Source organism: Streptomyces sp. NPDC059853 (genome assembly GCF_042731495.1).
Classification (GTDB): domain Bacteria; phylum Actinomycetota; class Actinomycetes; order Streptomycetales; family Streptomycetaceae; genus Streptomyces.
On the sequence record NZ_JBHWJL010000291.1, the window covers coordinates 1 to 6,578 of the forward strand.

Annotated in this window: 9 protein-coding genes; 4 read left to right on the forward strand and 5 right to left on the reverse strand. The window is 71.4% G+C overall.

Annotated features, from left to right (window positions below):
• Positions 1–477, forward strand: a 477-nt coding sequence (locus ACFV5N_RS22935; protein ID WP_385602967.1) for a M23 family metallopeptidase, incomplete at its 5' end; no start/stop codon positions are given.
• Positions 478–503: 26 nt separating this feature from the next.
• Here ACFV5N_RS22935 and crcB read toward each other — a convergent pair.
• The 5 genes from crcB to ACFV5N_RS22960 all read right to left on the reverse strand — a co-directional run bounded on the left by crcB (position 504) and on the right by ACFV5N_RS22960 (position 3,794).
• Entirely contained in the window at positions 504–875 is a 372-nt protein-coding gene (crcB, locus tag ACFV5N_RS22940) for a fluoride efflux transporter CrcB (protein ID WP_385602970.1), read from the reverse strand.
• Positions 872–1,204: a DUF190 domain-containing protein gene (locus ACFV5N_RS22945; protein WP_385602973.1), complete on the reverse strand. Its 333-nt coding sequence runs from the start codon at positions 1,202–1,204 to the stop codon at positions 872–874. The genes crcB and ACFV5N_RS22945 overlap by 4 nt, the downstream gene beginning before the upstream one ends.
• Positions 1,201–1,629, reverse strand: a complete 429-nt coding sequence (locus ACFV5N_RS22950; RefSeq protein ID WP_385602975.1) for a fluoride efflux transporter FluC — start codon at positions 1,627–1,629, stop codon at positions 1,201–1,203. The genes ACFV5N_RS22945 and ACFV5N_RS22950 overlap by 4 nt, the downstream gene beginning before the upstream one ends.
• A 43-nt stretch (positions 1,630–1,672) precedes the next feature.
• The gene (locus ACFV5N_RS22955) at positions 1,673–2,695 is read right to left on the reverse strand and encodes a rod shape-determining protein (protein ID WP_375064675.1); all 1,023 of its coding nucleotides are present in this window, start codon (positions 2,693–2,695) and stop codon (positions 1,673–1,675) included.
• Between the two features lie 148 nt (positions 2,696–2,843).
• Complete coding sequence (locus ACFV5N_RS22960) at positions 2,844–3,794, reverse strand: DUF3048 domain-containing protein (protein WP_385602978.1); 951 nt, start codon at positions 3,792–3,794, stop codon at positions 2,844–2,846.
• Positions 3,795–3,937: 143 nt separating this feature from the next.
• On the opposite strand from ACFV5N_RS22960, the gene ACFV5N_RS22965 reads away from it, so the two are divergent.
• From ACFV5N_RS22965 to ACFV5N_RS22975, 3 genes are read left to right on the forward strand one after another with little or no spacing between them, the layout of a single operon-like run.
• Positions 3,938–4,249, forward strand: a complete 312-nt coding sequence (locus tag ACFV5N_RS22965) for a hypothetical protein (protein WP_385602981.1) — start codon at positions 3,938–3,940, stop codon at positions 4,247–4,249.
• A 3-nt stretch (positions 4,250–4,252) separates the two neighbouring features.
• Complete coding sequence (locus ACFV5N_RS22970; protein WP_385602984.1) at positions 4,253–5,761, forward strand: C2 family cysteine protease; 1,509 nt, start codon at positions 4,253–4,255, stop codon at positions 5,759–5,761.
• 36 nt (positions 5,762–5,797) lie between these two features.
• Positions 5,798–6,562 carry a hypothetical protein gene (locus tag ACFV5N_RS22975; protein WP_385602986.1) on the forward strand — a complete coding sequence of 255 codons (765 nt, stop codon included), beginning with the start codon at positions 5,798–5,800 and terminating at the stop codon, positions 6,560–6,562.
• The last annotated feature ends 16 nt before the right edge of the window (positions 6,563–6,578 follow it).

Here is a 6,578-nt window from a genome sequence, read left to right on the forward strand (position 1 = left end):
GAGGACCCCATGGCCCGGCTCGCCACCCGCTTCCCCCACACCCTCAGCCTCGCCTTCGACCCCGAAGGCCGCGAGGAGGACGGCACGGCCTCCTACGCCCAGCGCCTGAGGGGCCGCAGCGACCAGGAGATCGCCGAGGACTTCGTCGCCCACACCGGCCAGGACTTCGCGGTGCCCACCGGTACCCCGGTGCGGGCGGTGGGCTCGGGCACGGTGGTGTCGGTGACCTGCGGCGACGCGTTCGGCAACGCCGTGATCATCGATCACGGCAACGGCTACTACAGCCAGTACGCCCATCTGTCGGTGACCGAGGTGGCGCAGGGCCAGTACATCGCGGTCGGGCAGCGTCTGGGCCGCTCCGGCAGCACCGGCAACTCGACCGGGCCGCACCTGCACTTCGAGATCCGCCTGACCCCGTACGTCGGCTCGGCCATCGACCCGGCGCCGTGGCTGCGCGACCACGGGGTGACGCTCTGAGGGCCCGGACGCCGCGCCGCCGGTGGTTACAGCAGCCGCTGCACCACGGCGTGCGCCACGAAGACCGCGCCGGTGCCGGCGACGACGCTCACCGCCGTGTTGAGGACGGCGAGCAGCCGGGCCCCGGACTCGGCCAGCCGCAGCGTCTCGTAGGAGAAGGTGGAGTACGTAGTCAGCGCGCCCAGCAGCCCGGTGCCGAGCAGCAGCTGCGCCTCGGACGAGGCGGCCCCGGCCGCCGCCGCGCCGGTCAGCGCGCCGAACAGCAGACAGCCGGCCACGTTCACCGTGAGGGTGCCCCACGGGAAGACCTGGTCGTGCCGCGCCTGCACCGCGCGGTCCGTCAGATAGCGCAGCGGCGCGCCGACCATGCCGCCCACCAGCACCAGTACCCAGTTCACCGGACGATCTCCACCTCGTCCACCCATGCCACCAGCGACTCGCCCACCAGTTCCCGCAGTTCCGTCACGAACGCCCGGACGCGTTCCGCCACGTCCACGATGACCACCGCGACCGGCAGCTCCTCGCTCAGCGACAGCAGCCGGGTGGTGTGGATCAGCGAGGACGCGCCGAACCCCTCGATCCCCCGGAAGACACTCGCGCCGGCCAGCCGGGCGTAGTGCGCGCGGTGCACGATCTCGCTGTACAGCGGCCGGTGCCCGTACGTGTCGCCCTCGCCGAGCAGCACCGTCAGCCGCAGCCCGCTGACCGGCGCGCCGCCGCCGCTCATGACCGCCGCCTCGCGCGGACGGACCGGGTGGCGGCCGTCCCCGCCCACACGGCGGCCATCGCGGCGGCCAGGGTCAGCAGCAGATAGCCGAGCGCCGGGCCCACCCGCCCCGCGTCCGTCAGGGTGCGGACGCCCCCGGCGTACGCGGAGAAGGTGGTGAACCCGCCCAGCACTCCGGTGCCCAGGAAGGGCCGCGCCAGCCGGTGCCCGCGCTCCTCGGTGATCACCATCAGCGCCCCGATGAGGGCACACCCGAGGGTGTTGACCGCGAGAATCGTCCAGGGGACACCGGTCTCGCCGGGCACGTCCCACAGCCGCGTCGCGCCGTACCTGGCCGTCGCGCCCAGGCCACCGCCCAGCGCCACAGCGAGTACCACCGTGGGCGACGGGGCCGGGGCCCGACGCGACGGGCCGGGGTTGTCCATGGTGGCGCCATGTTAGCGCCGGTGCCCTCGCCGGCCACGGCCGTCAGTTCGCCGGCTCGGGGATGGCCACCGGCCGGACCCGGCCCTCCAGCATCGCGCCGAGGCCCTGCACCGCGCACAGTCCCGGGTCCTCGGCGACGTTCACCGGCATGCCGGTGTTCTCGCGCAGCGTGGTGTCCAGGCCGGGCAGCTGGGCGGCGCCGCCGGTGAGCATGATGCCCCGGTCGGCGAGGTCGGCCACCAGGTCGGGCGGGCAGCGGTGCAGGACGGCGCGGATGGCGTCCAGGAGGGAGGTGAGCGGGGTGCGGACGGCCAGCCGCAGGCTCTCGGGGTCGACCTTGACGGTGCGGGCCAGGCCGGTGGCGACATCGCGCCCGTGCACCTCGGTGACCTGCGGCATCTCGCCGTTGAGCACCTGGTGCAGGGGGCGCACCGCCAGCGAGGGCAGCAGCAGCTCGTGCTGGTTGCGCAGGTGCTGGACGAGCGCGCGGTCGAAGGTCTCGCCGCCGATCGGCACCTTCTCGGCGGCGACGATGGAGCCGAGGGAGAGCACCGCCACCTGGGTGGTGGCCGCCCCGACCTGCACGATCATGGTGGCCTCCGGCTGCTCGACCGGGAGCCCGCAGCCGATGCCGGCGGTGACGAGGGAGTCGACGAGTTCGACGCGGCGGGCGCCGAGCCCGATGAGGGTCTCCAGCGCGGCGCGGCGGGCCAGCGGGTCGGCGTCGTGCGGGATGCACACGGCGGCGCGCAGCAGCGGCTTGCGGCGGAAGGCGCGGCGCAGCTTGGGGCCGACCATGGCGCGCAGCATGCGCTGGGCCATGTCGATGTCGACGACGGTGCCGCCGTTGATGGGGCGTACGACGCGGATGTTGGCGGGGGTGCGGCCGGCCATCCGCTCGGCGGGGGACCCGACGGCGAGGAGCGCACCGGTCTTGGTGTTGACGGCGACGACGGACGGTTCGTCGACGATGAGTCCTGACTGCTTGAGGTAGATGCGGGTGCGGGAGGCGCCCAGGTCGGCGGCCACGGTGCAACGGCGGAGGTGGTCAAGACTGAGGGTCATACTGATCATCTTGTGTACCCGCCACCTGGGGCGCCCGCTGGAGTGCTCCGCACGAGGCATCCAACACTCTGTCAGCGCACGCGGTACCACCGGCTTGGCGGCATGGGCGCCGGTATGACAACCCGTCCGGTACCGCCGGTCGTGTCGCTCAGCCCTCGGTGAGCAGCACCCACACCTGCCCGGTGGCGAACCGCAGCGGCTCACCGTCCGGCGTGGTGAAGTCCGTCCCGGAGTCGGCGTCCGGCCGGGACCAGCGGCCCTCGTACGCCTTCCCGTCGCGCAGCACGAGCGCGGTGCCCTCACCGGTGGTGCGGGTGAAGGGCGTGAACGCGCCGGAGCTGTCGTGGAACTCCGACTGGGTGATGCTCACGTGCTGGATGACGACGGTGGCCGGCGTCAGGTCGGTCCCCTCCCCGTCCAGCGACACCTTCCAGTGCCCGTCAGCGGCCGACCAGGAGAAGCCGAAGGAGGCGGCGGGGAAGGAGACGGTCTCCTCGGAGGTGTCCCGGCCGCCGCTCGCGGGCGCGTCGCCGAAGCGGAACCCGATGCCGGCGGCGTCCGACGCGTCCGGGGCGGCGGCCAGCAGTTCCTTCGGCCGGCCGAACAGATTGTGCGGCGCCTCCCGGTCCGTCAGCCGCTCGTACGCCTCGGGCGCCGTGCCGGGCGTCAGCTGGATCAGCCGGGCGTCGTCCAGCTCCGGCTGGAGCGCGCTCTGCACCCCCGAGTAGGCGAGCGCCGGCGTACCGAACTGCCGCAGCAGCTCCAGATCCGACTGCCGCGCCGACCGCACCGGGCCGACCTCGTCCGGCAGTGTCCCGGAGAAGATCACCAGGAACCGGCTCAGCCCGGCCTCGACCTGCTCGGCGTAGACGATGTCCGCGTCCCCGAGCCCCACCTGCGGCCTGGCCTGCGGCGCGTTGTCCACCTTGACGGCGAGCACGGGCCCGGTGCCGGTCCCCTCCCCGGTGAACGGCGACGTCTCGGTGCTGTCGCCGTCCCCGCCGCCCTCGGTCCGGCTCCCCCCGCTGTCGCCGCCGCCCCCGCACCCGGCGAGGAGAACGGACAGCATCACACCCGCGACCAGCGCACGCACTCTCATGCGGGCAGCCCATCACAATGTGCGAGAACGGTCGTGATCCTGGAACAAAGCGTTCCCACGAACGGGTTGACCCCACTAGCCCATTCAACCGCGCGTAAGGTGACGCGGATCAGGCATTGCTACGTCCACGGCTGGGGGATCCGTTGACGAACGGCACAACAACCGGAGAGTCCGCGGCAGAGCTGCGCCGCCGCGCCGAGAAGCTGCGCGAGTGCGCGCGCGAGGCACGCAGGGTGGCCGGTGTGCTGGACTCCTACCTCAGCACGGCCGTCACCACGGCCCAGAGCAGCGACCCACCTTTGTGGAAGGGGCCGTACGCGGAGACCACCACGGAGGAACTCGCCGAGTTGCAGGGCTCCCTGCGTGGTATGTCCGAGGCGCTGACGGATGATGCCAGGCGCTGGGATTCCGCCGCAGCGCGGTTGGACGAGCGCGCCGACGAGGAGGGGGAGTAGGCCATGACCTTCCGTGGCTTCGACATCGAGCGGCTGGGCCAGCTCTCCACACATCTGTCCGAACTCAGCGGCGGCGCACACGATCTGCACAGAGAGCTGCGCGAGGTGCTGAGGGAGGCGGGCGAGCACCTCGACAACGAGCCCGCCACCCGGGACCCCGCCCTGTCCGGTGTGCTGGGCTGGGGAGGGATCGGTGGCCTCTTCAGCGCGTACGTCTCACTGCCCGGTTCCCTCGCCGGTTCCCTGGAGCGGACGGCCGGGGAGATCGATCGCCGGCGGGAGCAGATCGACGGCTGCCGGGACCTGGTCGACGCCGGGTACCGGATCCCGGACCGCCTGCTGTTCGCCGACGAGGATCCTCCGGACGCCGAGGACATCGAGGAGGCACTGGCGGCCCTGGAGGGCTTGGACGGCCAGGACTTCGGCAGCAACGGCAACCGCGACGAGCTGGAGCGGATCATGAGCCAACTCGACGGTCTCACGGCGGTCGAGCTGGATCTGTTCGTCGCCAAGGTGCCACCGGCGGACCTGGCGCGGTACAACGATCTGCTCACCGACGAGGAAACGGGCTTCTGGAGTCTGTTCACCCGCGAGCAGAACGGTATCCCCGAGGATCAGCGCCGCGATCACCTCAGCGGGCTGCTGGCGGCTGTCGACAAACGCAACCTGGACAAGCTCGTCAACGCCTTTCCCTGGGTACAGCCCGACTTCACCTCCACCGACGCCTACCTCATGGGCGAGAACTCCCAGAACGGGGAGTCCGCCAACGGCATGCGGTGGGGAGTGCCGACCGATCCGCTGTTCGCCCCCGACGGCACCGGTGCCTTCGTCTCGGCTGCCGACATCTCCCAGGGACGCTTCGGCGACTGCTGGTACATCGCTTCGCTGACGGCCATCACCCAGACCGACCCGCAGTTCATCCAGGACGGACTGCGGCAGAACCCCAACGGCACCGTGGACGTCCGCATCTGGGACGAGCACGGCAACCTGCGCTGGGTGACGGTCACTCCGGAACTGCCGATGGACGAGAACGGCAACCCGATGTCGGCCTACGGGAACGGCGAGACCTGGCCGGCCTACTACGAGAAGGCGTTCGCGCTGATGTACGGCGAGGACCAGGGCGGCGCGCCCGACGGGTACCAGGACGACCCCGCCTTCGACCGGGCCGAACGAGGCAACTACGGCGCCATCGAGTGGGACTACACCGAACAGGCACCGCCCTATCTCACGGGCAACGAGTCGGAGAGCATCGGCGACGGCTTCTCCGACATGCGGGATGCCTTCAACAGCGGGCAGCCGGTCATCGTGGCCACCGGTACCGACGGCGACGACATCCCGGAGGAGTGGGGCAACAGTTTCTCCACCCGGCACGTCTACTACGTGAAGGGATTCGAGGACGGAAAGGTCATTCTCGGCAATCCCTGGGGCGACCGGTACCCTCCGCTGGAGGTCACCGAGGAACAGTACGAGCGCTACTTCAACAGCGCGCAGGCTCTGACGGTACCCAAGTGATGTGCCTCCTGCCGTACCGGGAGATGTGAGATGAGCATGACGACACGACGCGCGCTGTGGCTTCCGGGCGCGGTAGCGATGGCTCTTGTTCTGGGCGGCTGTGGCGGTGAGCAGGACGAGTCCGATCCGCCGCGCTCGCCCGAAAGCCCCGCTGAGGAGCAGCCTCCGGCCGAGGCGCCGCCACCCGACGCCGGACCGCAGTGCGAGGGCGATCCGCCGCCGTCCGGCACGCGGGTGCTGCGCGGTGGGGAGGCCACCCTGCCGGACGGCACCGTGATCGCCTACACGGACGGCAGCGCCGACGGCACCACGCGGCAGGCGCAGCTCGAACTCGTGGACGGGCCGGACAGCTGGTCGGTGGCGGCCGGGGACGCTGTCACCATCGCCGGACAGTCCTTCGATGTCGCCCAGGTCTGCACCTACCGTGTTGTTCTGGCCGGTGGTGGCCAGGACGGAGCAGGGGACGAGGGAGAAGATGTGAGCGAGTGGCCGAGCACCAACGAGGGGCGCTGGTCGTTGCAGTGGCACGTTCCGCACAACGAGCCAGGAGCCGACGGACTTGGCGTGGTGGTGCAGGAGGTACGGGCGGAGCCGGCTCGCGCGGACATCCTCGTCGTGGCCCAGCAGCGGACCGTGGCGTTCTACAAGGATGTACGTGAGGGCGACACCGTGGAGATCGCCGGCAAGCTGTGGGAGGTGGCATCGGTCCACGCCGGCAGCTCCGATGCCGCCGAAGGGTCCCCCGGCTTCGCGGCGGGCACCGTCCACCTTCAGCTCCTCGGTCCGGCGACCGGGGAGTGACCCGTTCCCCGCGAAC